The organism is Bacteroides sp. D55t1_190419_B8, from assembly GCF_015558905.1.
GTDB lineage: Bacteria > Bacteroidota > Bacteroidia > Bacteroidales > Bacteroidaceae > Bacteroides > Bacteroides vicugnae.
In genome coordinates, this window is sequence record NZ_JADMOU010000001.1 from 112,850 (window position 1) to 137,961 (window position 25,112).

At 41.9% G+C, this 25,112-nt stretch carries 18 protein-coding genes; 15 read left to right on the forward strand and 3 right to left on the reverse strand.

Going from position 1 to position 25,112, the window contains the following annotated elements; translation table 11 throughout:
* Positions 1–18 precede the first annotated feature (18 nt).
* The 9 genes from I2I13_RS00390 to I2I13_RS00430 all read left to right on the forward strand — a co-directional run bounded on the left by I2I13_RS00390 (position 19) and on the right by I2I13_RS00430 (position 15,171).
* Entirely contained in the window at positions 19–3,585 is a 3,567-nt protein-coding gene (locus I2I13_RS00390) for a SusC/RagA family TonB-linked outer membrane protein (protein ID WP_195648445.1), read from the forward strand.
* A gap of 18 nt (positions 3,586–3,603) precedes the next feature.
* Complete coding sequence (locus I2I13_RS00395; RefSeq protein WP_195648446.1) at positions 3,604–5,145, forward strand: RagB/SusD family nutrient uptake outer membrane protein; 1,542 nt, start codon at positions 3,604–3,606, stop codon at positions 5,143–5,145.
* Positions 5,146–5,176: 31 nt separating this feature from the next.
* The gene (locus I2I13_RS00400; protein WP_195648447.1) at positions 5,177–6,187 is read left to right on the forward strand and encodes a hypothetical protein; all 1,011 of its coding nucleotides are present in this window, start codon (positions 5,177–5,179) and stop codon (positions 6,185–6,187) included.
* 32 nt (positions 6,188–6,219) lie between these two features.
* Entirely contained in the window at positions 6,220–7,224 is a 1,005-nt protein-coding gene (locus tag I2I13_RS00405; protein ID WP_195648448.1) for a peroxiredoxin, read from the forward strand.
* Positions 7,225–7,255: 31 nt separating this feature from the next.
* Positions 7,256–8,962 carry a S8 family serine peptidase gene (locus I2I13_RS00410; RefSeq protein ID WP_195648449.1) on the forward strand — a complete coding sequence of 569 codons (1,707 nt, stop codon included), beginning with the start codon at positions 7,256–7,258 and terminating at the stop codon, positions 8,960–8,962.
* A gap of 10 nt (positions 8,963–8,972) precedes the next feature.
* Positions 8,973–10,112 carry a hypothetical protein gene (locus I2I13_RS00415; protein WP_148364357.1) on the forward strand — a complete coding sequence of 380 codons (1,140 nt, stop codon included), beginning with the start codon at positions 8,973–8,975 and terminating at the stop codon, positions 10,110–10,112.
* Positions 10,099–11,274 carry a hypothetical protein gene (locus tag I2I13_RS00420; RefSeq protein ID WP_229128537.1) on the forward strand — a complete coding sequence of 392 codons (1,176 nt, stop codon included), beginning with the start codon at positions 10,099–10,101 and terminating at the stop codon, positions 11,272–11,274. Before I2I13_RS00415 ends, I2I13_RS00420 begins: the two co-directional genes overlap by 14 nt.
* 20 nt (positions 11,275–11,294) lie before the next feature.
* On the forward strand, positions 11,295–12,584 hold the full coding sequence (locus I2I13_RS00425; RefSeq protein ID WP_148364356.1) for a thioredoxin domain-containing protein: 1,290 nt from the start codon (positions 11,295–11,297) through the stop codon (positions 12,582–12,584).
* A 157-nt stretch (positions 12,585–12,741) separates the two neighbouring features.
* A complete protein-coding gene (locus I2I13_RS00430) occupies positions 12,742–15,171 on the forward strand; it encodes a beta-N-acetylhexosaminidase (protein ID WP_195648450.1) in 2,430 nt (809 codons plus the stop codon).
* A 122-nt stretch (positions 15,172–15,293) separates the two neighbouring features.
* On the opposite strand, the gene trxB is transcribed toward I2I13_RS00430, so the two are convergent.
* The 3 genes from trxB to I2I13_RS00445 are packed head-to-tail and all read right to left on the reverse strand — an operon-like array spanning position 15,294 to position 19,431.
* Complete coding sequence (gene trxB / locus I2I13_RS00435; RefSeq protein ID WP_004309849.1) at positions 15,294–16,244, reverse strand: thioredoxin-disulfide reductase; 951 nt, start codon at positions 16,242–16,244, stop codon at positions 15,294–15,296.
* Between the two features lie 36 nt (positions 16,245–16,280).
* Positions 16,281–16,928 (reverse strand): LolA-like putative outer membrane lipoprotein chaperone, encoded by a 648-nt coding sequence (locus tag I2I13_RS00440; protein WP_195648451.1) that lies wholly within the window; start codon positions 16,926–16,928, stop codon positions 16,281–16,283.
* A gap of 19 nt (positions 16,929–16,947) precedes the next feature.
* Positions 16,948–19,431, reverse strand: coding sequence for a DNA translocase FtsK (locus I2I13_RS00445; RefSeq protein WP_195648452.1), 2,484 nt, complete (start codon positions 19,429–19,431; stop codon positions 16,948–16,950).
* A gap of 125 nt (positions 19,432–19,556) precedes the next feature.
* Here I2I13_RS00445 and I2I13_RS00450 point away from each other — a divergent pair, with 125 nt between their 5' ends.
* The 6 genes from I2I13_RS00450 (at position 19,557) to I2I13_RS00475 (ending at position 25,086) form a co-directional block, all read left to right on the forward strand.
* Positions 19,557–20,207, forward strand: a complete 651-nt coding sequence (locus tag I2I13_RS00450) for a DUF5063 domain-containing protein (protein WP_195648453.1) — start codon at positions 19,557–19,559, stop codon at positions 20,205–20,207.
* Between the two features lie 2 nt (positions 20,208–20,209).
* Positions 20,210–20,869, forward strand: a complete 660-nt coding sequence (locus tag I2I13_RS00455) for a 3'-5' exonuclease (protein WP_148364351.1) — start codon at positions 20,210–20,212, stop codon at positions 20,867–20,869.
* A gap of 67 nt (positions 20,870–20,936) precedes the next feature.
* Entirely contained in the window at positions 20,937–22,115 is a 1,179-nt protein-coding gene (locus tag I2I13_RS00460) for a class I SAM-dependent rRNA methyltransferase (RefSeq protein WP_195648454.1), read from the forward strand.
* 408 nt (positions 22,116–22,523) lie between these two features.
* Positions 22,524–23,762, forward strand: coding sequence for a nucleoside permease (locus tag I2I13_RS00465; RefSeq protein WP_074558503.1), 1,239 nt, complete (start codon positions 22,524–22,526; stop codon positions 23,760–23,762).
* Positions 23,763–23,785: 23 nt separating this feature from the next.
* Positions 23,786–24,379 carry a bifunctional nuclease family protein gene (locus tag I2I13_RS00470; protein ID WP_074558501.1) on the forward strand — a complete coding sequence of 198 codons (594 nt, stop codon included), beginning with the start codon at positions 23,786–23,788 and terminating at the stop codon, positions 24,377–24,379.
* A gap of 8 nt (positions 24,380–24,387) precedes the next feature.
* Positions 24,388–25,086 carry a 16S rRNA (uracil(1498)-N(3))-methyltransferase gene (locus tag I2I13_RS00475; RefSeq protein ID WP_074558500.1) on the forward strand — a complete coding sequence of 233 codons (699 nt, stop codon included), beginning with the start codon at positions 24,388–24,390 and terminating at the stop codon, positions 25,084–25,086.
* The last annotated feature ends 26 nt before the right edge of the window (positions 25,087–25,112 follow it).

The following is a 25,112-nucleotide window of genomic DNA, read 5'->3' on the forward strand; positions in this document are numbered from 1 at the left end:
TATTATAACTAACGCATTATGAAAAAACGAGCACAGTCCTTATCAAAGGGAGTATCTTGTGTAAGCAGACATTTCATTAAATCCTGTCTTTTATGCATATTCTCCCTTTCTTCACTTATGATTCAAGCACAAGACAATCAGCGAATCTCCGTTGATTTGAGAGGCGAAAGCCTGGAATCCACGCTTTGGTATTTGCAAAACCGCACAAAGTTCATCTTTATGTATGCAACAGAAGATATCGCTAACATAACCGATATCAGCGTAAGGGCAAAAAACAAAACGATCACCGAGATTCTGGATGAATGCTTGGAGGGCACCAACCTGACTTACGAAGTGTCAGGCAATGCCATCGTTATCAAGAAAAGAAAAACGAACAAAATCACTATCAGCGGATGGATACGTGACGCTAGTGGTGAAGCCCTTCCCGGGGCCACGGTTACCGTACGGGGTTCAAAGCACGGAGCCATCGCCGGGCTGGACGGAAACTACACTTTTAACATTCCGGCACAGGAAGGACTGATATTGACTTACTCATTCATTGGAATGGAGAAAAAAACCGTAAGATATACAGGAAAGAAAACGATTAATGTCACTTTAAACAGTTCCAGCACGGAAATCGACGAAGTAGTTGTGACCGGTTACCAGAATATTCAGCGCCGTGACTTGGTAGGTTCCATTACTACAGTAAAAGCAAAAGATATTATAATGCCTTCGTATACCACTATCGACCAAATGCTGCAAGGACGTGTAGCAGGTATGATTGTCACTAATACAAGTAGCCGTGTAGGTACTGCCCCGAAAATTCAAATCCGCGGTACAAGTACCTTACTGGGTAATCAAGATCCACTTTGGGTAGTTGACGGCATTATTCAGGAAGACCCACTGGAGCTGAATGCATCTTCTTTAATGACAGAGGACTTAAAAAACATCATCGGTAATCAGATTTCCTGGTTGAATCCTGCTGATATCGAAAGCATCAGTATTCTGAAAGATGCTTCCGCAACCGCTATCTACGGTTCGAAAGCATCTAATGGTGTTATTGAAATCACAACCAAAAAGAATACGACTGACCGCCTAAGCGTCAATTACACATCTAATTTTGTAATAGGTACGCGTCCTAACTACGGACAGTTCAACTACATGAACTCCAAAGAAAGAGTACAGTTTTCACAAGAAGCTTTTAACTGGGGAACTCCTTATGGCGCAGAACCAATCAAACAAATATATACTTATGAAGGATTATTGAATATGTATCTGTCGCATGATATATCTTCTGAAGATTTTTTGGCACAACGCAATGTTTTGGAAACACAAAACACGGATTGGTTCAAACTGCTAACCCGCCGCTCTTTCAGTCATAACCATAATATAAGTGTTTCCGGTGGAACAAATAAATACAGTTATGCAGCTTCTATGGGATATTCCAATAGTGAAGGACAGGAAATTGGAAACGACAGTGAACGTATGACCGGACGCGTTGCCATCACTATACGCCCGGTACAAAAACTGACGATTAATGCAACGATTAACGGTAGCGTAACGACGAATAATGGCTTTGCCGGGGGAGTCAACCCTATGGGGTATGCTACTACTACCAATCGCTCAATAGATCCCGATGCCTACTATCAAAAGAACGCCACATATACATACAATAGCGGAGTAAAATCATTATCATACAATTTCGTAAATGAACGGAACAATAGTGGGTCAAAATCCAAATCAAGCTTTATGTCAGCTTCATTGGACTTGAAATGGAATATTCTGGACTGGTTGACTTACCAATTCACCGGAGGATATTCTGATAATAACAGTACGAACGAAGCCTGGGAAACCGAACAAACGTTCTATATTGCTGAAACATATCGCGGCTATGATTTCAACTCTGTCTCACCAAACAGTAAAGAGTTTGGAGCAGCCTTACTCCCATTTGGAGGTGAATTATTCACAAACAACGCACAGCAGTACTCTTACAACATTCAGAATAAACTGCAATTCAGTAAAGCCTTCAATAACGAGAACCGAATTAATGCCTTAGTAGGTATGGAATTACGTTCTTCCACCAATAAAGGTGTCAGCAATACTGTATGGGGATATGCCCCGGATAGAGGAGAAGTAATAACATTGCCAACCACTCCACAGGCTTTTACACCTATTACAGGTTCTAAAGACGAAGGATGGGGGCTTTTAAAAAAGATATATGACGGTGGATGGAGAAAAGTCAATACTACAGACAATTACCTTTCCGTATTCGCCACATTGGCATATTCACTCAAAAACCGATATGTCGTTAATGCAAACATACGTAATGATGCCTCCAACCGTTTCGGTCAGGATGCTAATCACCGTATTGATCCTACCTATTCATTCGGTTTCTCCTGGAGAGCTTCAGAAGAGGACTTCATGAAGAAATATGTAAAATGGATAACAACCTTAAATTTCCGCGGCACCTATGGTATTCAAGGAAATGCAGTAACGCGGATTAGTCCGGATTTGATTTTAAATCAAGGGAAAGTAGCTAATCTATACAACAGATATCAGTCTACCATCTCCCAAATCCCAAATCCGAATCTATCATGGGAACGTACCAAATCATGGAATTTCGGTGTAGACCTAGAGTTATTCAGTATGTTTTATATGAATCTGGAATATTATACACGACGTTCCAATGCGATTGTTGAGTTGGAATTACCTTATGAATATGGAATAACATCCATGAAACGCAACGGTGGTATTATCCACAACAGAGGTATCGAATATACATTAACTTTCACCCCGATACAAAAACGAGACTACGCATTAAGTGTCAGCCTGAATGCTTCCAAGAACTGGAATGAAGGAGGACATACAGACATTGATGTCAATGCAGCTTCTTTTTTAAGCGGGCGTTCAGATATTGTACTAAAAGAAGGATATCCGCTCAGCAGTTTCTGGTCATACTCTTTTGCCGGATTAGACGGGAAAACCGGTGAAGCTTTATTCAATCTTTTGGATATTCCGGAAGAAGAACGTAGCAGACAAATCGATCCGACTACTTATCTGGTATATTCTGGTCAGAAAGAGCCTTATTTCACCGGTGGATTGAGCTTAAGTTTCCGCTATAAATCATTGACTTTAAACACAAGTTTTTCACTTCTACTTGGTAACAAGAAACGTCTGCCATCGCCATATGAACAGTTCGCAAGTTCATATTATATGCCAGATCCGTATACAAATATAAACCGTGATTTACTGAACCGTTGGAAAGAACCGGGAGACGAAGCACATACAATTATTCCTTCTTTACCCAGAGCAGGTATGGCCTATGTGGAATTGCCCAATAATGAGAATGTTTATAGAATTCCATTATGGGAACAATCTGATGCTATGGTGGTCAGCGGCTCTTTCTTACGCTGTCGCAACATCGGTTTATCCTGGCAAATGAAACGCGAGTGGTGCGAAAAGATATATATGAAAAATCTATCACTCAATTTTAACATGGATAACATCTTCGTTATCGCCAGCAAACGTTTCAACGGTTTCGACCCGGAAGTTAGCAACAGTGTACTTCCACGGAATTATTCATTAGGTATTAACATTGGTTTCTAAAAAATAAAAAGATAAACAATGAAAAGAATTATATATATACTAACAGGAATAGCCTTACTATCGCTATCCTCTTGCTCAGATTTTCTAGAGCCTAAATCTCAAAGTGAGTATGTTCCTAAAGATGCAAATGCTTTGCAGGAAATGCTGATAGGCTCCGCTTATCCCAAACAAGACAAAGGTAATAGCCTGCTAGCCTTTCTTAGTTTCTTCGACGATGATATTCAGTTTCATAAAACCGATTATGAATTTAGTATTAACTCTCTAAAAGAAGTAGAGGCCAAGCAAGCTGTTTATACATGGCAACCGGATATGTTTTTCATTATGGAAAGAAATGGTTACAATATTCAAAATGTCTGGGAGGGATACTATAACTATATTTTAGGTGCCAATGCCGCTCTCGATTATATCGGTGACGTAAGTGGTACGGAAGCTGAAAAAAATTATGTAATAGCTCAATCTCTCGGATTAAGAGCTTTCTATTATTTTATGTTGGTTAATCATTTTGGAGCACCATACAACTATAACAAACAAGCTTTAGGAGTTCCGCTCAAACTAGACAGCAACCTGCTCCCTGAAGACCAACTGTTAATGACACGAAACACCGTTGAGGAAGTATACAACCAAATTGTGGACGATCTGAATGAAGCTGAACGTTTATTCCTTACTTTGAGCAAAGATAAACAATATGAGCCCAATTATCTGGTCAACCTTCCAATGATACAATTACTGAAATCCCGTGTTTTTCTTTATATGGAAAACTGGAAAGATGCAGCTATATACGCCAATAAAGTAATAAATGACTGGTCTTTCTCTTTAATAGACTTAAACGCCCTCCCTTCTCCAACAGTGGCAGAGCCTTATTATAATTTTACATCTTTAAAATCATCTGAAGTTATTTGGTTATACGGAAGCGTTTCAGACCTTACCGTGTTCAATGATCAGTCGGTAGAGTATGAGGAAGAAGGTTACTTCGGTAATACCACCTACTACAGAGAAGCTTTTATCGCTTCTGATAACCTGATTGAAAGCTTTGAAGATGGAGATTTAAGAAAAGAAAAGTATATAGCGAAAGAGTACAATAAAGATGATTACGTTTTCTATGAAGACTCTTACACAACTTTTGGCAAGTACAAACTTTCGGCTACAGGTGAGCCTAGTGGATCGGAAAACTTTGCTTTATCCTTCAGACTAGGCGAAGCCTATTTAAATCTAGCAGAAGCAGCTGCTCATAATAATGACGAAGGTACAGCACTCTCTGCTTTAAAAACCTTACTGGCTAAACGTTATGCCCCCGACAAATTTGTTGAACCTACCGGATTAACCGGCGATGCGCTCAAAACTTTCATCAAAAGTGAAAGAAGAAAAGAACTTTGTTTTGAAGGGCAACGATGGTTTGACCTCCGACGCTACGGAATGCCACAAATTATTCATAGATGGGGAGAACAGGTATATACATTAAAACAGAATGACCCTTCCTATACTATGCCTATACCAGACGCTGTCTTGATTAAAAATAAGAAACTGGAACAGAATCCTTTAGCTCCAAAACGGGAAAGTTAATAGTATATATCTGATGAATTAAACAAAGGAAATGAATATGAGAAATATATATATTTTATGGGGATTACTTGCTTGTATGGCATTCACCTCATGTTATGAAGAAGATACACTGACTCCTACAGAAGGAGGCGTTGAATTACGCTTCAAAGTACCTCAAGGAAATAATAGCTGGGACGATGACATTGCTCAAATATACGAAGACTATAATGTATATCTGATTTATAAAGATTTGCAAAAGGAAGATTTTAACCGGAGCTGGACAGGTACAACATATGGTAGTGGCTACGAAGGCCAAGGCTGTGTAAATGATGAAATGACCAATTACTATGTCGAATTTATGAAAAAGCAAATCTTTGCATACTTGAATCCGCCGATCACTTCTAAAGTTCTGCCTATGTATTGGTATTTGGGATACAATGTCCATAGTAAAAGCGTATTAGAAATTGGAGGCGTGATCCTAGCGAGTTGGATTGTGCCCATACACGAGAATCGCGATGGGTTGGATTATTGGTGCACTTGTATGTTCGGAGAAGATAATCCCGGCGATCCTTATTTAATACCTACAGACAGGGCAGTGCTTGACAGACGCCGGAAAATGATATTGGGTCCCATATTGGAAAAAGCTGTAAAAGCCGGAAACATTGTTATACCTGAAGAATTTGAGGCAGGATTCGACCATGTCACCAATCTGGTAAGAGGTTTGGGAATGGAAGATGACCCAAACTATTATCTTACCAGAGGATATCCGGGAAGTGTCAACACATATGTATTCAATAGTATCAGCACACCGGACAATAACTCTTATCCTCCAACCAATGAAGAGACTTTTATAGGATATATGCATCTTTCCATGTTCTATAACCAAGCTCAATTAGCAGAGGAATATCCGGCTGATAAATATCCTTTTCTTGCCGAAAAGTTCGCTTTCGTACAAAAATATTTGAAAGATAAATATCAGATTGATCTGGAAGCAATAGCCAACGGACCGGAAAATTGGGATTTACCTTTACCTCCAATACCGGAAACGCCCGATGAAGAATAACAACTCTGACAATTAACTATAAACTTATAATAATGACAAAAGTAAGAAATTCATTGCTAACCATATTACTCTTATGCAGTGCCACTGTATGGGGAAATAACGGACTGAAAATATCAGGAAGAATAAAGGTATTAAAGCCAACGACTTTGCAAATAAAAGACATGAACGAAAGCGTTGTATTAAGCTGTCTCATCGGCACGAATGGCACATTCAGTACCGACGAGACAGACATCCTCCCTGATGTCTATAAACTTTATTTAGGAGAAACCGAGCAGGATATTTATCTAGAGAATACTCCGGTAACAATCAATGGTTACTTTGATGAAAAGAACCCCGAACAAAGTTCGCTTTCATTCACCGGCATCGATTCGTTTCTGACTTTACAAAACTATATGCCTACAGAAAGAGATCCGGATATAGCAACGATTTCTGCTTCTGTCAAAGGGAAACTGACTCCCGGCATGGCAGCCGCACTAGCCTATCTGGCAAATATAAATGATTACCAATCCAACAAAATGTTGTTGGATATGATACCGGAACAAGACAGAAAGTCTTTATCTGCCAAATGGCTGGTAAATCGGGTAGAGGTCCTCTCCCATCAAATTATCAGCGCGGAATGTCCCGACTTTACATTCATAGATGCCAACGGAAAAAATGTAAGTCTGAAAGATTTCCGTGGGAAAATTGTCGTACTGGATTTCTGTGCTTCTTGGTGTGGTCCCTGTCGCAAAGAAATGCGTAGCATGCTGACAATATACAATGAACTGAAAGCTGACGATCTGGAATTTATCAGCGTCTCATTAGATGACAGCGAAGCTAAATGGAGAAAAATGCTGGACGAAGAAAAACTCCCGTGGGTGATGCTGTGGGACAAGACAGGCTTCCCTAAAAACAGTAAAACTCCAAGTGCTATCCAGAATGCTTATGGCTTCTACTCTATCCCCTTCCTTGTAGTCATTGACAAAGAAGGCAAACTCGCAGCACGCAACGTCCGGGGCGAACAGGTGCGCGAAGCCATTTTAAAAATAAGAAAGTAACTAAACTGTATAAATTATAACTCATCCAACAATGAAGAAACTTATATTTCCTATCGTATGCTGTTTTGTCAGCATGGCAGTATCGGCCCAGTTAGTCAAACAAAAGGTAGAAACACAAAAGAAACAATCCGAACTGGACTGGTTTAACTGTTCTTTCGACCAAGACAGTGTGTACGGGGCTGAAGTAAACAAGGCCTATGATTACCTGAAAGCCAACAAAAAGAAAGCTAAAAAAAGACCGGTCGTCGCATTGATCGGAACAGGAATGGACGTAGAACACGAAGATCTGAAACAGGCTATCTGGGTCAATCCCAAAGAAAAGCTGAACCAGAAAGACGATGACAAGAATGGTTTGATAGACGACATCAATGGATGGAATTTCATCGGCGGTAAAGATGGTCAGGTCATGGAAGCCCTGACACGTGAAGGAGAACGTGAATTCTTCCGCCTCAAAGATAAATACGCTGATTATGTCTTTGATGGAAAGAAATATTATAAAATCGTTAACGGAAAACGTCAGGAGGTTCCCGCACCGGAAAATATGGAAGAATACAATTATTATCGTTTTAAGGTTATGCCGGAATCCAGAATTGGCGGTTCATACGGTGGCTTGCAACTTTCCTATGTAATTGAGGAATATATCGAAAAGTTCGACAAGGACATGAAAAAACGTTTTCCCGGAAAAGAACTGACTGTTGAAGAATTCCAGAGTTGTTATAATCCTAAAGCGGAAAGAGACAGTCTTTCTGAAGTTGCTTTTGTTTTTACAGCTTACTCATTCAGCATCTATAATACAGACAAGTGGGAAACTGTATATCAGAGAATGGGAAAGAAAAGCGCAGAAACTGCCAAAGCATCCTACGAAGATGCATTGAAGAAATATGGTACAGACAACCGGAGAGAAATTGTAGGTGACAATCCTTTGGATATTAATGACATGCATTACGGCAATAATGTACTGTTGACATCGGATGCAGCAACCGGTGTAATGAAAGCTGGTGTCATCGCAGCCAAACGTGACAATGGTATCGGAAGTAACGGTATTGCCGATAATGCCGAAATCATGACCTTGCGCATCCATCCGGGAGAAGGGGAACCTTACCTGAAAGATATGGCATTGGCCATCCGCTATGCAGTAAATCACGGAGCAGACGTTATCTTACTGCCGGAACAAAACTCCTTATATCCTGAAGAACAGAAACAATGGGTAACAGATGCGCTGAAAGAGGCAGAAAAGAAAGGAGCATTAGTTATCGTTCCTGTTTGGGATCTGTCGATAGACATGGATAAAAGTGAATTCTTCCCGAACCGGAAGATGGGCAAGGATGGCGAGCTTACCAATTTCATGGTGGTTGCTTCATCCGACAAGAAAGGTAATCCGGTACTGAACACGAACTACGGCGCAACGACTCTTGACATCTATGCTCCGGGAACGGATATTTATTCTTCTTATATGGGCGATACTTACCAGAAAGGAACCGGTGAAGGAATGGCCTCGGCTACCGTGGCCGGTGTAGCTGCCCTTGTAAAATCTTATTTCCCCAAACTGACCGGCTCTCAAATCCGTGATATATTACTGAAAAGCGTCACCTCACGCAAAGGAGTGGAGGTAGAAAAAGGAATCCGTGTGAACGATAGTCCTTCACAAGATTTGTTTCTTTTTGACGATTTATGTATTTCCGGAGGTATCGTAAATGCTTATCAGGCAATTTTGGAAGCGGAAAAAGTCAGCAAATAAAGATTAGTCTATGAAGTATACTCGTATAACAGGAACCGTCATCGCCTTTTGCATGGCGGTCTCTTTATTCGCCCAACAATATAAAGCAACCATACCTTATCAAATGGTAGGCGGAAAAATGGTTATCGAAATGAAAGTGAACGGCACCGCACGTCCTTTTATCTTTGATACCGGGGGACGTACCGCACTCACGACCAAAGCCTGCCAAGTACTACAGATAGTGGCTACGGACTCGATGAAGGTGACGGATGTAAACAACGTGGAAAGCTATTACAAAACTGCGCGGATAGAAAATCTGACAACTCCCGATAATATTATCAACTTTAAAAATGCACCGTCGCTGGTTATCGATGAGGTAAAAGGTTGGGAATGTTTTGGAGTAGACGGTATTATCGGCAGCGATTTGTTTGCCAGTACCATTGTCAGCATAGATTCACAGACAAAAAATATCATAGTCACATCTGCAGAAAAGCCTTCTACGGTATCTTTACGGAAAATGCTGAATTTCACGAAAGATGGCGGTATGCCGATTATCAATATACAGATAGCCCCGGTGAGCAACATAACTGTATTATTTGATACAGGTAGTCCCAGTCTGTTATCTCTTATTGAAAGCGATTTTGAAAAAATCAAACCCGAAGCCTCTATGGAAGTGGTTTCCGAAGGATATGGAGAAGGGAGTATCGGAGTATCCGGTCAGGCGGACAAGGCGTCTTCTTACAGGGTTCGTATTCCATTGTTATCAGTCGGAGCCACCAAATTCCGTAACGTAACAACCAGCACCAACAATCACCCATACACATTATTGGGTGTCAAGCTGTTGCAATACGGTAAAGTGACCATTGACTATCCACGCGGAAGATTCTATTTTGAAGCATTTCAACCGGACAATGAAATAAACAATCAAGGTAATAATTTTGACTTGACGGTCAAAGACGGAGACTTATATGTATCTACTGTATGGAGCAGTACGAAAGGTAAGATAGCAGTCGGAGACAAGGTGATTAAAATCAATGGCAAACCTGCTAAGAAATATGACTTCTGCGAAAGTATTCTGAACGGAATACCGGAGTTGAAAGAGAAGAAGAAAACGAAACTGACGATCAAGACAGCTTCTGGAGTAAAGGATATTATCTATGAAAAAGAATAATATGAAAAGAATAGGAATACTGACCGGCTTATGGTTGCTGTTATTTCTAAACTGCGGACAAAGAATGGCAGCGCAAATCCGGAATAAGGTTTGCGACACCATTCCTTATGAATTTATACAAGAGAAAATCATTATCCCCGTCACCGTTAACGGTATAAAAGTGAAATATATCGTCGACACGGGAGGAAGAACCGGAACTATGTATGATGCTGCGACGGAAATGAAAGCTACTGCCGCAGGATATATGCGTATTTCCGATGTGAATGCACAAGGCTCCAATTATCAGGAAGCACATGTACAGAATGTATCTATCGGGGAAAACTATAAAATCAAGCAGTTGAAGACAATGGTACTGCCAAAGAATCCATTCTTCACCGGACTAGGGGTTGTCGGTATTCTTGGAGGAGACGCTTTCGCACAGTCGGTAGTTACATTCGATTCCCGTTCTAAAATAATGGTTATCAATTATCCGTATCGTCCTGAAGGACTAAAAGTAACGGATGGGATTCCACTGTTGGATGAGACGGAGCATCATTCCATCGTCAACGTCCGCTTAGGGGATAATGATTTCAAGGTTCTGTTCGATACGGGTGCAGATGGATTTCTGCTTTATTCTACAGAAGATTATGAGAGACTGTCTGACATTTCAAAAGTTACTAATCACGGATATGGTATCGTAGCTGCCGGAATAACAGGTCTGGGCAAGCCGGTAGATATAAAGAAGGTGACTGTTCCCCCCATCAACATCATGGGGAAAGAATTCACAAATGTGGGTAGTACGACCACGGTGATGAATGGAAGCATCATCGGAGTGGATTTACTGGAATACGGTAAAGTAATTATCGATTATATGCGCAGACGGTTCTACTTTTTTCCGTTTGAAGAAGGAAAAACCGACATGGGCGGTGCTCCAGCTCTCTGGAACGTAAGTATACTGCCGCGCAATGAGAGATTTGAAATCACAACGATCTGGGACAGCATGAAAGATAAAGTAGCTTTCGGCGACCAGGTGATTAACATCAACGGTACTTCTCTGGAAGATTGTCCCATGAGCCAGATGGCTGTAGAAGATATCATGAATGCCATCCCCGGTGATACCGGTTATATTATTGTCAAGAAAGACAATCAAGAGAAAAGAATTGAAATCAGGAAAGAGAAATGAACTTTAAACAGAAAAAAGATATGAAGCGAATAATAACAAAGATGTATCTCTGTCTACTTGCATTTTGTATTGCCGGAGGAATCAGTGCACAGACACAGAACAGTATGACAGAGGTCATTCCATTCAAAACCATTGATGGAAAGATAATCGTAGAAGCCGCCATAAATGGCGAAGTGGCAGACTTTGTCCTCGATCTGTCAGGACATAACGCCCTGCTTCCTGAGGCCATCAAGAAGTTACACATCGACACGGGGAAGAACGGTACTTTTAGTGCTTATCAGGATTTTGTATTCAAACAAGTACCTGTTGGAAAAGTATATGAAATGGCAACTGTTGCTATTGGCAACAATACGTTTAGCAACGATCTTCCAGCTTTCGTTCTGGAAGACGAACCGTATCTACGCAAGCTGGGAGTGATGGGTGTATTAAGCGGTGCCATTTTCCGCACTTCTGTTCTGACCATTGATATGCAACGGAAAAAGCTCACAATTACGCAGCCCTATCGTCCCTCTTATATGAAATTAAACTACCGGGAGAACTTTGATCTGATTACAGGATTAGGAATCGTATGTCCGATATCCATTCAAGGGAAACCTGTTTCTCTTGTTCTGGATACGTGGAGCGAAGGACTGGTAAATCTTACCGAAAAAGATTTCAATACATGGAGCGCACAATACACCAAAGGAACCAACCAAAAAGTTTCCAATGGATATAAAGAAGCCACTCAAGAAGAGGAAAGCCTCATCTTACCGGAAACCATGTTCGTAAAAACAAAGATTGAAGATGCCATGGCAGTGAAGAACCCGTACTTGAAACGCTCTGTATTAGGCAAAAAAATACTGGACTACGGAATCATATCCATTGACTATATTCATCAGAAAATTTATTTCCAGCCATTTGACATGGTTCCCATACCGGAAGCGGAAGCTAAAGTAACGGAAACTAAAATTGAAGACGGTAAACTGAATCCGATTACCCGCCAATTCTTCCTCGAACACATCTTCGACTACAGAAAAGGGAATGATTTCGTTTATAACGGCGACAAACCGGTTGTGATTGATTTCTGGGCAACTTGGTGCGGACCTTGCATGCGCTTACTTCCGGAAATGGAAAAGCTGGCCGAAAAGTATAAAGGTAAAGTTGTATTCTACAAGGTTAATGCGGACAAAGAAAAGGATTTATGCAATCACTTCGGTGTACAGGCATTGCCTACCTTATTCTTCATACCTGCAGGCGGCAAACCGATTATTGAAGTCGGAGCCACTCCGGAGAAGTACGTACAAATCATCGAAGAACAACTACTGAAATAAAAACTCTCTCTTAATTATATAACTAAATTAATCTGAAACTTTAGCTAAAAGCCGGACATCGTTCCGGCTTTTTTATTTCCATATTATTGGAACTTATCATATAAACAAGTACATTTGCCCTGTCAAACCTATTTATAACTTAACACACATTTTGACCATGAAGAAAAGTATTTCTCTTCTTCTTTTGTCCTTATTAATGATTACCCCCAGTTGTCAGAAGACAAAAGAAGCGGTGAACGAGTACAACATCGTTCCCAACCCCAACCAGATTCTTCCACAGGAAGGACGCTTTGAACTAAACAACAAAGTCTGCCTCGTAGTTCCTTCGGATGCTCCGGAAGTAAAAAGCATTGCCGACAGCTTAGCCGGACAACTAAAACTGACAGCAGGAATTTCCTTGAAAGAAGCTGAAAGTGCAGACGGAAAAACAGCAATCTCTTTTGTTGTACAGGAAGGTATGCCGAAAGAAGGTTATAAATTGTCGGTTACTCCCAGTCTCATTACACTCACCGCTTCCCAACCGAACGGATTCTTTTATGGAGTGCAGACTCTTTATCAGTTACTCCCTCCGGCAATTTACGGAAAGCAGTTGGATAAGAAAGCTGACTGGTCGGTTCCTGCCGTAGAAATTGAAGATTCACCCCGTTTTGTTCATCGCGGACTCATGTTGGATGTTTGCCGCCATTATGTACCGATTGACTACATTTACAAGTTTATCGACTTACTGGCTATGAACAAGATGAATGTCTTCCACTGGCATTTGACAGACGATCAGGGATGGAGAATTGAGATCAAGAAATATCCCAAATTGACGGAAATCGGTTCCAAGCGTGAAAAGACATTGGTAGACTATTACTATGTAAACTATCCGCAAGTATTCGACGGAAAAGAACATGGAGGTTATTATACACAGGAGCAAATCAAAGAGGTAGTGGCTTATGCTGCAAGCAAATATATCAATGTCGTTCCCGAAATAGAAATGCCGGGACATGCATTGGCTGCACTTGCTGCCTATCCGGAATTGTCATGCGACTCGACACAGACTTACAAGGTATCTCCTACCTGGGGAGTATTCGAGCAGGTATTCTGTCCAAGTGAAACGACTTTCAAATTCTTTGAAGGAGTGATGGATGAAGTGATAGAATTATTCCCCAGCGAATACATTCACATCGGTGGCGACGAATGTCCCAAGACAGCATGGAAGAACAGTGCTTTCTGCCAGCAGTTAATCCGTCAGTTAGGATTGAAAGATGATACGACTCCCAGTAAGATAGACGGAATAAAACACAGCAAAGAAGATAAGTTGCAGAGCTATTTCGTTACCCGCATGGAGAAATACCTGAATGGTAAAGGCAAAAACATCATCGGCTGGGACGAGATTCTCGAAGGTGGTCTGGCTCCCAATGCGACTGTTATGTCATGGCGCGGTGTAGAAGGAGGTATGAATGCAGCCAAAGCTGGGCATAATGCCATCATGACTCCGAATCCTTATGTATATTTGGACTACTATCAAGAAGAGCCGGAAATTGCTCCGACTACTATCGGCGGATACAATACCTTGAAGAAAACATATAGCTACAACCCTGTTCCGGACGACGCTGACGAGCTTGCCAAGAAACATATCATCGGAATACAAGGTAATATCTGGAGAGAGTATATGCAAACTTCAGAACGTACAGACTATCAAGCTTTCCCGCGTGCAATGGCTATCGCCGAAACGGCCTGGACACAAAACGCAAACAAAGACTGGAAGAATTTCTGCGAACGGATGGTGACTGAATTTGAACGTTTGAAAGTTATGAACACCCAGCCTTGTCTCAATTTCTTTGACGTAAATATAAATACGCACGCAGATGAGAACGGTCCTTTAATGGTATTGCTGGAAAGTTTTTACCCGGATGCGGAAATCCGGTATACAACGGACGGCAGCGAACCGTCCAAAGCGTCCGCTTTATATGAAAAGCCTTTTGTTCTTGAAGGCAATATCGACCTGAAAGCTGCTGCTTTCAAAGACGGAAAGATATTGGGCAAAGTAGCCCACAAGCCACTGTATGGCAATTTATTGACAGGAAAGCCCTATACGGTTAATTATACGATGGGATGGACAGGCGATATATTCGATGAAAACGATGTATTAGGAGCCGACCAGACTACTTTCGGACTGACCAATGGTAAACGAGGTAACAACGCTTCGTATACTCCATGGTGTAGCTTCGGTATCGTTGAAGGTAAGGATTTGGAATTTATCGTTCACTTGGATAAGCCGACACAAGTCAGCAAAGTTATTTTCGGTTCTTTATTTAATCCTGCCATGAGAATTCTTCCTGCAGGAGGAGTTGCCGTAGAAGTATCAGCAGACGGTAAGCAATACACACCGATAGCCGAAAAAGCTTTGAAACACGATTATCCGGAAACAGGAAGAATTGCATTCACCGATTCCATTGAATTTGAACCGACACAGGCTACGTTCCTGAAAGTCAAAATCAAGAATGGCGGCACACTGCGTAATGGTGTCAACTTTGAAAAGAATAACGGTCCGGAAGTCATTCCTGCCGAATTATGGATAGATGAAATAGAAGCATATTGACCAAAGACAATCGGCAAATGCTGTTCTACAAAATCACCCACGCTACAGATTAAACTCTAACGTGGGTGATTTTTATATTTATAAGGGTTTTAATCCCCTTCTATGATCGGATATAAACCGGATTAAATAAGTCCTTTGGCAGAAAGATAACGTTCTGCTTCCAAAGCAGCTTTGCAACCACTTCCAGCAGCCGTAATAGCCTGACGATAATGCGGATCGGCAACGTCTCCTGCTGCAAAAACTCCGGGGACTTTTGTACGGGGACTATCACCTTCCGTGATGATATAACCCACTTCGTCCGTATCAACGTATTCTTTAAATATTTCAGTATTCGGCTGATGTCCGATAGCCAGGAAGAAACCGTCGATAGGCAAGCTATAACGTTCTTCATCCGGTTCACCCCAACGTTTCACCAGGTTTACACCTTCTACCCCATTATCGCCAAACAAACCAACCGCATTGTGTTCAAAAAGAACTTCAATCTTCTCGTGGTTCATTACTCGCTCCTGCATAATCTTCGATGCACGCAGAAAAGGTTTGCGGACAATCAGATATACTTTGGATGCAAGTCCGGCAAGATAAACAGCTTCTTCACACGCTGTATCACCGCCACCGACTACAGCTACAACTTTCTTACGATAGAAAAATCCGTCACAAGTAGCGCAAGCACTTACCCCCATTCCGGCATATTTCTTCTCATCCTCCAGTCCCAGATATTTAGCAGTAGCTCCGGTAGCAATAATCAATGATTCTGTTTCAATAACCTTATCACCGTCGATTGTTATTTTATAAGGAGCTTTGCTCAAATCGGCCGCTGTAGCAATACCGAAACGAATGTCTGTTCCGAAACGGCTTGCTTGTGCACGCAAGTCTTCCATCAACTGCGGACCACTGATTCCTTCCGGATAACCGGGGAAGTTCTCCACATCCGTAGTAGTAGTCAACTGGCCACCCGGTTGCAATCCTTCATAAAGTACCGGACATAAATTTGCACGTCCTGCATAAATCGCTGCCGTATATCCGGCAGGTCCTGAACCTATAATCAGGCATTTTACTTTTTCTATTTCTGCCATTTTAATTTATCTTTTTCGTTTTGTTATAAACGTATATTATCTCAAATCTATCACCTCCGCATTGGGATATTGCTTTTTATCAAACGTAAAAACCTGATCCGCATAATTCTGCTTTGTCTGATAACTTGTAATGGTTATCTCATTACGTGTCTGTTGACCACGCTGTTGAAGCAAAATATACAAAGGTTCATAAGTATCCTTCGTCACAAAAAGAGTGATACGTTCCAACTCCTGTTTCTTATCTCTGGCAGTCAAAACGACTTCCCAAACAGCTTTTCCACGATACGTCTTAGTTGCTCCCAGCTTATAAGAGAATCCTTTCTGATACATATATAGAAATGTATACGGATTAATCTGCTGCAACTCTTCCTGTGTCGGATTGCTGACGTTCACTTCATCATTCTTTGTCACATAACTCCACTGCGTTTTTCCATCAAACCAAGTGATGATATCCGACGTTTTCAGTACGAATTTCTCTCCTTTCAACTGAATCGTTCCATTTTCAGCACCTTCTACCAGACCGTTCGTCACAGCCTTTACAGTAAAATCGGCCTTTACACCACCTGCTTTACGAAACGCCTCTGCCGTCTTATCAAGAATGACTTTAGCCTGCGACTGCTGTTGTTGGGCAATCACAGGCAAAGACAGTAAAGCTATTAAAACACTAAAAATGTATTTTCTCATTTGATTAATAAACGAACGGTTACTGTAAATTGTTCAATCGCATTTCAAGATCATTATCATCCATGCACAAGACATCACGTGCCTTGCTTCCCTGGGTAGGGCCTACGATTCCCGCTTTTTCGAGTTGGTCCATAATACGTCCGGCACGGTTGTAACCGATAGCTAATTTACGCTGAATTAACGAAGTGGAACCTTGCTGATGAATCACTACCAATCGGGCTGCATCTTCGAACAACGGATCGAGACGTCCCATATCAATATCTCCTACTTCACTACCACCATCTTCGCTCACGAATTCAGGCAGGAAGAACGGAGTAGGATAACTTTGCTGACGAGCGATGAACTTCGTAATTTCTTCCACTTCCGGCGTATCGATAAAGGCACACTGCACACGCACCGGATCGGCTCCCTGCAAGAAGAGCATATCCCCCTTACCAATCAGGCGGTTAGCACCCGGACGGTCGAGAATGGTACGGGAGTCCATCATGGCGGATACACGGAATGCGATACGCGCCGGGAAGTTGGCTTTGATCGTACCCGTAATAATATTTGTAGTCGGACGCTGTGTAGCAATAATCATGTGAATACCGACAGCACGCGCCAACTGTGCAATACGGGCAATCGGAAGTTCCACTTCCTTACCGGCAGTCATAATCAAATCTCCGAACTCATCAATCACCACTACGATATACGGCATAAACTTATGTCCCTTTTCCGGATTCAAACGACGGTTGACAAATTTTTCGTTATATTCTTTGATATTACGCACATGCGCCATCTTCAAAAGATCATAACGGGTATCCATCTCCACACAAACAGAGTTCAAGGTTTGCACTACTTTCGTTACGTCCGTAATAATAGGTTCGCCTCCATCAGGAAGTTTGGCAAGGAAGTGATTTTCAATCACCGAATAGATACTGAATTCCACTTTCTTCGGGTCGACCAGTACAAACTTCAATTCTGCCGGATGTTTCTTATATAATAAAGAAGTGATAATAGCATTCAAACCGACAGATTTACCCTGACCGGTTGCACCTGCCACCAATACGTGCGGCATCTTGCAAAGGTCGAACATAAAAACTTCGTTCGTGATCGTCTTACCCAATACAATAGGCAAGTCATATTTGGATTCCTGAAATTTCTTGCTTCCGATCACACTTTGTCCGGAAACAATCTTCGGATTCTTGTTCGGTACTTCAATACCGATGGTTCCTTTACCCGGTATCGGAGCAATAATACGGATACCATCAGCGGAAAGGCTCAATGCGATATCATCTTCCAACCCACGGATTTTAGAAATACGCACTCCCTGTTCCGGAGTAATTTCATATAGAGTTACCGTAGGTCCTACGGTTGCTTTAATCGTACTGATTTCGATTCCGAAGCTACGTAATGTATTGATGATGCGGTCTTTATTTGCATTCTGCTCGTCCATGTCAATCGTCGGATCATCATTTTCGAAATGCTTCATCAGGTCGATAGTCGGAAAACGGTAGTTCTCCAGATCTTTAGTAGGATTATAAGGTTCAAGTTCAGGTCCCTGATATTCTTCTTCCGAAGCTGCCGGTTCTACCTCAAACCCAGGTTCCGCCTCTTCCAAAGAGTCTTCCTGCACAATAGGAGCAGGATTGGAAAGTGTCGGTTCAAATACCATAGTCACTCCTTCACTTTCGTCAGATACAGAAGTATCTTCCTTTTCCGGTTTATTAATAGGGAGGTTTTCTTCAGCCTGAATATCCATCACTGGTACCGGAGGAGGTGTCTGTTTATACGTCCGTTTCAAATTGAACTCCACTTCTTGCGGTTGGGAAGTTGTAAATTCCGGATCGTCTTCTCCTTCCGGAACGTTCTCTTTTTCTTCTTTCTTTTCGCGTTTCAGGAAACTCAATGCAAAAAGTTTACGCAACCAGATAACGGTACGTGCACTTATATATATAAAGAAACAGATAGCGGTTATCAACAGGATCATCCACACACCGGGTACTCCTACTTGCGAAATCAGCCAACGACTGACATTATATCCGTGCATACCTCCCAAATAAATGAAAGAATCCTGATAATGATCCATAAAGGCAAATCCGAAGAATACGGAGAACCAGACCAACAAGAGTGTGCAGCCGATAAACCACTTCCACAGACGTACAACACGTACACGCATCAACTTCAATCCTGCCACTGCCAGGAAAACAAGTATGAAAAAAGAGGAAACACCGAAACAGTCATTAATCAAATAACTGGCCAACTGCGCTCCGCGTGAACCTGCATAATTCTTCACCTGATTATTAACGGCTGCCAAGTCTGCCGAACTGCCACTATCGATAATACTTTGGTCGGCAGCCCCCGTGAAGAAGAAGGAAGAAAAAGCCAACAACAGGTAAACGGAAAAGATGACCAGCATCAATCCGATTACAAAATGAATGGTTTCATTCTTACATACAGCCACAATTTTACTGGGGGAAGAGGGAGTACGTTCCGCCTCCTTATCTAATTTCTTCTTTGCCATGAGTCTTTAATTCTTTTTTATAAAACTGGAATGAGATTCTAAGCTGCAAAAATAATAAAAAAATAACGAGCACTACGCTCATTCAATCCTTTTTCTTACCTTTGCGTTTCAAATCAATATAGATCATGGAAAAAGAAAGCCAAACGATATTTGATAAAAACGTAATTGAGTTCGTAACGGTAGCTGCCGAATTTTGTGCATTTCTCGAACGTGCCGAACGCATGAAGCGTAGCACTTTCGTTGATACATCATTAAAAATACTTCCCCTGCTCTATCTCAAAGCATCTATGCTGCCCAAATGTGAGACTATCGGGGACGAAGCGCTCGAAACGTATGTCACAGAAGAGATTTACGAAATTCTGCGCATCAACCTTTCCGGATTGATGGCCGACAAGGATGATTATCTGGACGTATTCGTACAAGATATGGTGTATAGCGACCAGCCTATCAAGAAGTCTATATCGGAAGACCTGGCCGACATTTATCAGGATATTAAAGATTTCATATTTGTCTTCCAACTGGGACTGAACGAAACGATGAATGATTCATTGGCTATCTGCCAGGAGAACTTCGGTACACTGTGGGGACAGAAACTGGTAAACACGCTCCGTGCCCTTCATGATGTGAAATATACCCAGGAGGAAGAAGAGGAAGAAGGATTTTACGAACCAAGCGACGACAACGATTGTTGTGAAGAAGATGGCTGTCATTGCCACGATGATGATTGCCACTGCCACGAAGACGGTTGCCATTGCCATGATGATGAATTAAAATAGAAATGATTGTAAGAAGAACCATAGATAAAGATGAACTAAAAGAACTCCCGAAAACTGTCTTTCCGGGACGTATTTATGTTATCCAGTCGGAAGCTGAAACGGAAAGAGCAGTAGCTTACCTCCAATCCAGACCTGTGATAGGTATCGACAGCGAAACTCGTCCTTCCTTTACCAAAGGACAATCGCACAAAGTAGCACTTCTCCAGATTTCTTCCGAAGAATGCTGTTTCTTATTCCGTCTCAATATGACGGGATTGACCCAGCCATTGGTTGACTTGTTAGAAAACCCGGCTGTTATCAAAGTGGGACTTTCACTGAAAGACGACTTTATGATGCTGCATAAACGCGCACCTTTTACCCAACAAAGCTGTATCGAGTTGCAGGACTATGTGCGTCAATTCGGAATACAAGACAAAAGTCTGCAAAAGATTTACGCCATCTTATTCAAAGAAAAAATATCCAAATCACAACGCTTGTCCAACTGGGAAGCTGATGTATTAAGTGACGGACAGAAACAATACGCTGCTACCGATGCATGGGCGTGCCTCAATATCTATAATCTGCTGCAAGAGCTGAAACAGACAGGAGATTGGGAGGTTTCTCCGCTAACAGCTACAGTCTCTCCCACGGAGGAAGTGATAGGTAATAAAATAAGTGATTAATAACCAATAATAAAACCATCTAAAGCCCTTTCCCCGTTGGGAAAGAGGGTTGAGGAAAGACTACATTATGCATAAAGTATATCTCAAACCTGGTAAAGAAGATTCTCTTAAGAGATTCCACCCGTGGATTTTTTCCGGTGCTATCGCTCGTTTTGACGGAGAGCCCGATGAAGGTGAAATTGTAGAAGTATATACCTCAAAAAAAGAATTTATTGCCGAAGGACATTTCCAGATCGGAAGTATTGCTGTGCGCGTACTGTCTTTCCGCCAGGAACCTATCGATCACGATTTTTGGAAACGCAAACTGGAAATAGCATATGCTATGCGTTGCAGTATCGGCATCGCCACCAATCCGGTCAACAATACTTACCGGCTTGTTCACGGTGAAGGAGACAATCTCCCCGGACTGGTGATTGACGTGTATGCCAAAACCGCTGTTATGCAGGCACACTCTGCAGGAATGCACGTAGACCGCATGACAATTGCCGAAGCTTTATCCGAAGTAATGGGTGACAAGATCGAAAATATCTACTATAAATCAGAAACAACTCTTCCTTTTAAAGCAGACCTTTTCCCTGAAAACGGTTTTCTGAAAGGAGGAAGCAATGACAATATCGCACAAGAATATGGATTGAAGTTCCATGTGGACTGGCTGAAAGGTCAAAAGACCGGGTTCTTTGTAGATCAGCGTGAAAACCGCTCTTTGCTGGAACGTTATGCCAAAGACCGTTCGGTACTGAATATGTTCTGCTACACTGGCGGATTCTCATTTTACGCCATGCGCGGAGGTGCGAAACTCGTCCACTCTGTCGACAGTTCAGCCAAAGCGATTGATCTGACTAACAAAAATGTGGAACTAAACTTTCCCGGTGATTCCCGTCACGAAGCGTTTGCCGAGGATGCTTTCAAATATCTCGACCGCATGGGCGACCAGTATGATTTAATCATCCTTGATCCGCCTGCATTCGCCAAACATAAAGATGCATTGCGGAATGCTTTGCAAGGCTACCGTAAGCTGAATGCCAAAGCATTCGAGAAAATCAAACCGGGCGGTATCCTGTTCACCTTCTCTTGTTCGCAAGTGGTAAGCAAAGATAATTTCCGTACTGCCGTATTTACCGCTGCAGCCATGTCAGGGCGTAGTGTACGCATCCTACACCAGCTGACTCAACCGGCTGACCATCCGGTAAACATCTATCATCCCGAAGGAGAATATTTAAAAGGGTTGGTACTCTACGTAGAATAATCGGTAAGGTGCCGGAGTCAAGTTTCCATTCGGATATCAGGCATTTCTCCGGAAGTATAACTGATCAGAGAGGGCAGTAACAGAAAAATGGAAGATTCAAAGTTAATTATAGTTAACAAACAGAAGATTTCCGAGAAAACATTATGTTGTATAACATAAACCCCATATCTTTGCACTGTGTTTTTCATGGTATTAGATTTAAGGTTAACAAAGATTGGCTGTCTGGGATAGATAGCCTTCTTTTTTTTATACCCTCTTCATTTGTTTTTTCACACCCAAATCTCATCTATTCTTCGCATTTATACCATTTTTATCCCCTTTTTATCAAATTACTTATCCACCTATTCAACGAAAATATTATATTTGCAAGGTTTATGAACGTGAAGAGAAACACAAATTAAAAAAGTCATGAGTATAAAAGTTCGTTTGATTATTATGAACTTCCTGCAATTCTTTGTATGGGGGTCATGGTTAATATCACTAGGTGGTTATATGGGAAGAGAACTTCATTTTGAAGGAGGACAGATCGGAGCCATTTTCGCCACCATGGGGATTGCCTCTTTGGTAATGCCGGGTATTATCGGTATTATCGCTGATAAATGGTTTAATGCAGAACGTTTATACGGACTTTGCCATATTGCAGGGGCAGGATGTCTCTTCTACGCTTCTACCGCAACGGGATACGACCAGATGTATTGGGCCATGTTGCTCAACTTGTTAGTATATATGCCTACTTTATCCCTCGCTAACACAGTATCGTACAATGCACTGGAACAATACAAATGTGACCTGATTAAAGACTTCCCTCCTATCCGTGTATGGGGAACAATCGGTTTTATCTGTGCCATGTGGGCTGTCGACCTTACCGGATTCAAGAATTCAAGTGCGCAACTTTATGTAGGCGGTGCTTCCGCATTGCTACTCGGACTTTATTCATTTACCCTCCCGGCCTGTCGACCGGCTAAATCTGAAAACAAATCATGGCTCTCCGCTTTCGGACTGGATGCGCTGGTATTATTCAAGAAAAAGAAAATGGCTATTTTCTTCCTTTTCTCCATGCTTCTAGGTGCAGCATTGCAGATTACGAATACTTACGGCGACCTTTTCTTAAGCAGTTTTGCCAGCATCCCTGAATATGCAGATTCTTTCGGAGTGAAACATTCAGTCATCCTGTTATCCATTTCACAGATGTCCGAAACATTGTTTATTCTTGCCATACCTTTCTTCCTGCGTCATTTCGGAATCAAACAAGTCATGCTAATCAGTATGTTCGCTTGGGTGTTCCGGTTCGGGCTGTTCGGTTTTGGAGATCCGGGATCGGGACTATGGATGCTGATCCTTTCCATGATCGTTTATGGTATGGCCTTTGATTTCTTCAACATTTCCGGTTCGTTGTTTGTTGAACAAGAAGCCAATTCTTCTATCCGTGCCAGTGCACAAGGATTGTTCTTCATGATGACTAACGGATTGGGAGCCATCATGGGGGGATATGCCAGCGGTGCGGTAGTTGATGCATTCTCGGTGTATGCTGACGGTAGACTGGTGAGCCGCGAATGGATGGATATCTGGCTGATCTTTGCCGCTTATGCGCTGGTGATCGGTATTCTGTTTGCCCTGATATTCAAGTACAAACACCAGCGAAAGTAAAACAAATTAAGTAAAAGAGAACGATGGACAAAAAGATAGAATTACAAGTTATAAATATCACAAACAGCCAGGCGCAAGTAGGCGCGTTTGCTATGCTATTAGGCGAAGTGAACGGTGAGAGGCAACTGCCTATCATCATCGGCCCTGCGGAAGCCCAGGCTACAGCTTTATATCTGAAAGGAGTAAAAACTCCCCGTCCGTTGACACATGATTTATTTATAACAAGCCTTACTATACTGGGAGCCAGCCTGATACGTGTATTGATTTACAAAGCAAAGGATGGTATTTTCTACTCCTATATTTACCTCAAAAAAGACGAAGAGATTATACGTATCGACGCACGGACTTCAGACGCAATTGCCCTGGCAGTGCGCGCCGACTGCCCGATTCTTATTTATGAATCTATTCTTGAACAAGAATGTCTTCATATGTCATCAGAAGAAAGAACCCGTTCTGGAAAAACGGACAACGACGAAGAGGCTGAAGAAGAACATGATTTGCCCGGTGCTACTTCCAGAACACTTGAAGAAGCACTGGAACAGGCTATCAAAGATGAGAATTATGAATTAGCCGCCCAGATACGTGACCAAATCAATTCAAGAAATAAAAATCAGTAAGTAATATTATGCACGTATTTTATACTCCCGATATACAGAAAAGCAACGAGCTTCCCGAAGAGGAAGCACAACACTGTATCCGTGTTCTGCGGTTAAGTATCGGAGACGAAATCACTCTTACCGACGGTAAAGGTAACTTTTACAAAGCTGAAATCACTGTTGCAACCAACAAACGTTGTTTCGTAAACATCAAAGAATCCATTTTCCAGGAGCCTTTATGGCCATGCCATTTACACATTGCCATGGCACCGACGAAAAATATGGACCGTAACGAATGGTTTGCAGAGAAAGCCACCGAAATAGGTTTTGACGAACTGACTTTCCTCAACTGCCGTTTCTCGGAACGTAAAGTTATCAAGACCGAACGGATTGAAAAGATTCTGGTATCAGCCATTAAACAATCTCTCAAGGCACGACTGCCAAAGTTGAACGACATGATCGAGTTTGACCGATTCATCGGACAGGAGTTTAAAGGACAGAAATTTATCGCACACTGTTACGAAGGAGAGAAACCTCTATTGAAAAATATCCTGAAACCCGGAGAAGATGCTCTTGTCCTGATAGGTCCCGAAGGAGATTTCAGTGAAGAGGAAGTGAAGAAGGCCATCGAACGGGGATTCGTTCCGATCAGTCTCGGCAAATCACGGCTCCGTACAGAAACAGCAGCACTAGTGGCCTGCCACACGCTGAATTTGCAAAATCAATAACAGCAGTAAACGTCTGAATCAATGAT